The organism is Micromonospora sp. NPDC023814 (genome assembly GCF_040639595.1).
Taxonomy (GTDB): Bacteria; Actinomycetota; Actinomycetes; order Mycobacteriales; family Micromonosporaceae; genus Micromonospora.
In genome coordinates this window covers 1-3,351 of the sequence record NZ_JBFAAF010000183.1, presented here as the reverse complement: position 1 = coordinate 3,351, position 3,351 = coordinate 1, and the positions used below count along the sequence as shown (strand labels likewise).

Here is a 3,351-nt window from a genome sequence, read left to right as displayed (position 1 = left end):
GGAGTGACAAACCTTGATACCGGAACCCCGCCTCTCAAACCCCGTTCAACACACCCCTTGACCAGCCACGCCCACGCCTAACTGAACGGCGTTGGTACTAGCGCACCCTGGCGCTCTGTCTTGCGGCCCTGCGGGAAGTCGAAGTCAGAGGCGGATCCCGTCGGGTCGGTGATCTCCCACCAGTCGCGGCGCACGCTGGCGACAAGCCCCAGCGCGGCGGCGATGTTCAACGCGCGTTCCCGGCCGGTCGAGGTGGCGAGGTAGCCGACCGGGTTCGGGTCGTCCTCTGGGTCAGCGGCAGGGTCGTCCGCCACCCGCCGCAGCGCGGTCAGCCGGCGCCCCTCCACGCTGGCCTGCCGTTGCGCGACGGCGTCCGGCTCGGCGTCCGGAAGCGAGATCGCTGTCAGCGTGGCGACGTGCTGACTGGGGGCCCGGTCGCTCAACGACAACAGCGTCGGCGACAACGAGGCGAACTTGTTGGCGAGGCTGTCGCGGTCAGCGGTGATGAACACCTCCGCGTTCTCGTCTGTCACCGCCCGGTCCAGGTCCGCGTCGACGCTGATCTCCCCGTCCATCTGCAGCAGCTTGATCGCATCCACAATGTTCGCCCGTGCGGCCTGTGCTTCACGCTTGCTGACCCCGTCCGCTGCCACGATCCGGAAAGCCGGTAGCCGACCCGTGGCCGCCTCGGCGGCGCACACCTGAGCCACCGACTGCAACAGCTCGCGCAGGCTGATCCGCGGACGCCGCCACAGCTGTTCACAGACCAGCGCGGCCAGCACCAGCACCTGAGCGGGAGCCAACTCGCCTCGTCCGCTTCGCCGCTGCAGCCGCGGTCCGCGATCCCCGGGAACATCGTCACGGCGCTTATGCAGGCGCACCATCCCACCAACGTCGTGAATGTGCAGGGTCCACCCTAATTCCGTACGGAAGAAGTCGGTGATCTCCCGCCGGCCGCGTAGCACCGCCCGGTAGCGAACCGGATCATCGGCCGAAGAGATCCGGCAGGTGAGGATTAGGTGGCGTGCCGCGTCGGCGAGGTCTGGGTCGAGAAGCCGCTGGGTCATGCGGCGCCCTCCGTCATCACGACCTGCGGATCCTGGGCGGCTTCGGTCGGGGTCACGGTGATCAAGAGTTCCGGCGCCACCAGGGTCCCTTCGGCAAACCGGACCGGCAGGTGGGTCTCGGGGCGGCCCAACCGGACCCGGACGACCACGCTGGCACCCTCGGCATGGACTTCGCCGTATCCGGTAGCGGCATCAATCGTGTTGCGCGCTACTTCGATCGCGCCGAGCAGGATCACCAACGCCGGTGTCTCCAGACCGGTGAAGTAACTCAGCGGCACCTCGCCGTCGGTGGCCAGCAACGCGCTGAAGCGTCGCCGGTTCGCTGCGGTGGCGGCAGCCTTCTCCAGAGCGGCAGCCCGGGCAGCACCGGCGTCCGGGACCTTGCGGGGACGGCCGCTGGAGCGACCGACGCGTTCGTGCTCGCGCAGGATCACATCCACCTGGTGCCGGCTGATCCCACCGGCTGCCGGGGTGGCGTGGGCGACGTCTTCTTCGGCCGTCCCGACGACCGCATGCACGGCAGGCCATTGGCCGAACGCGGCCGCGTACACCCGGCGGGCAGCCTCGTCGTCCGGCTGGGCGTACAAGCTGTAGGCGAGTTCCCGGAAGTCGGCGGCCAGATCCGAGCCACGCCGCAGGGCTGTGTAGCGTCGATCGATGGCCACCAGGAGGGTATGCACGGCGCCGGCCGCCGAGGAGATCAGCCGCTGCACCGGACCCAAAGGGGCGAACCAGGCGGCCAGGTCGGACAGCCGACGCACCCGCTCGTCGATCCAGTCCTGCTGATCTCGGGCGTCAAGCAGGCCCGCGTGCATGGCGGCGGTCTCGACCAGCGGCCGGTGCCCGGCCGACTCCAAGTCGGTCAGGGCCGCCTCGACCCGGCGGAGCGCTCGCCCATACTCGCGCGGGAACTGCCGCAGGGCCTCGATGACACGATCACGGTTCTCCCCGAACAGCAGATCATCGGTGACGTCGGACTGCACCATCTGCGCCAGCGCAGCGTAGAAGTCGGCGGTGACACGCTGCATCTCGTCCAGCCTCGTCCGGACGTCATCCAGGTCGGTTGGCAGCAGCCCAGCGTCGGAAGAGAGATGCTCGATCAGATCACGGACCGTGCGTTCGACGCTGTCGAGAAGACGGCTCGGCAGTTGCAGCGCCCGCCGCGAGTCGACGACAGCCGTGCGCACCGCGGCCACCACGGCCCGGCCGATCTTGGTCAGCGCCCAGGCCTCCTGCCGGCGGACCACCGCATCCAAACCCGCGTTGAGCGCCGCATAGTCCCGGAATGGCTCAACGAGATGCGCGCTCGTCAGGTAGTCGAGCACCGTACGCAGCTCGAATTCGGTAACCTGGTCGCGGAAGCCGGCGTCGCGCATCTGCGCCCGGATGTCGGCCGGCGTCGACATCGGGGCGCGTGTCGCCAACTCCTCCAGGGCTGCCAACACTGCCGTATTGCGCTCGCGCGCCAGGTCCTCGGGTTGGCCGAAGCATCGCCACACGACCGGATCGATGTCCTGCCACCACAGCCGTGGCGGGTTCGGCACGCAATTCCTCCCGGACGACCGTTACCTACCGCGCCATCGTCGCGGCACTCATCAACACTTTCTCGCTACTCTCTGAGACGCACCAGTGACCGACGCCGCAAGATTACGGTCTTCAGGGCCCGAAACGCAGCCCTGGGCACAGGAATCGACACCCGGACCACCACTACTGGGCCGTCCCTCATCGAACGTCATCCGAACTAACTATCGACAGGTTGGGTCAACCTGTCTTCAGGCACGTCACGATCAAGGACGCAGCTACCGACTCAAGAACCGCCTCACCGTCATCGACGGCTTAGCCCACCTCGCCTGACCCGGGCACATACTGAACGTGTCCAGCCCGCCCTACGCGCTCACGTTTGTCATGATCAGCGAGACCTCGACGTAAATCAGCGAAGGGGACATGTCACCGAAGGCATGCGAGGGCCAGCTTGCGCTGACCTGACCCGCAGGGGTTGGAGGTCCGCCATCGACGGAGCGCTGTCGGCGTGGCCTCTCGCGAGCGCTGCGGCAGTGTTCGATACAAGCCGACGCGCACCGCAGCCGCGCAGCGGCGAGGGATGGGAGCGGCGTGCGGTAGCCGGGGTTGCCCCTACCGTCTCGCGGCAACGAAGCACATCGACTGCGCCTGAGTCTTGGGCAGGAACCGGGGTCTGCTGCACCGATAGGTGACAGTTTTAGTCACGCGGCCTGACTGGCCAGTGGGGTCATGATGGTCTCGTACTCGATAGGGGTCAACCGGG

General features: G+C 67.7%; 2 protein-coding genes. Both read right to left on the bottom strand.

All coding sequences use genetic code 11. The annotated features are described in order from the left end of the window. Nucleotides 1-77: 77 nt before the first annotated feature. On the bottom strand, nucleotides 78-1,067 hold the full coding sequence (locus AB0G14_RS35140) for a DUF2398 family protein (protein WP_357705035.1): 990 nt from the start codon (nucleotides 1,065-1,067) through the stop codon (nucleotides 78-80). Beyond that, nucleotides 1,064-2,611: a DUF2397 family protein gene (locus tag AB0G14_RS35135; RefSeq protein ID WP_357705033.1), complete on the bottom strand. Its 1,548-nt coding sequence runs from the start codon at nucleotides 2,609-2,611 to the stop codon at nucleotides 1,064-1,066. Before AB0G14_RS35135 ends, AB0G14_RS35140 begins: the two co-directional genes overlap by 4 nt. Nucleotides 2,612-3,351: the final 740 nt, after the last annotated feature.

Excerpts from the sequence above, each read along its gene's own strand:
- AB0G14_RS35140 (WP_357705035.1), bottom strand. The coding sequence starts at position 1,067 with ATGACCCAGCGGCTTCTCGACCCAGACCTCGCCGACGCGGCACGCCAC.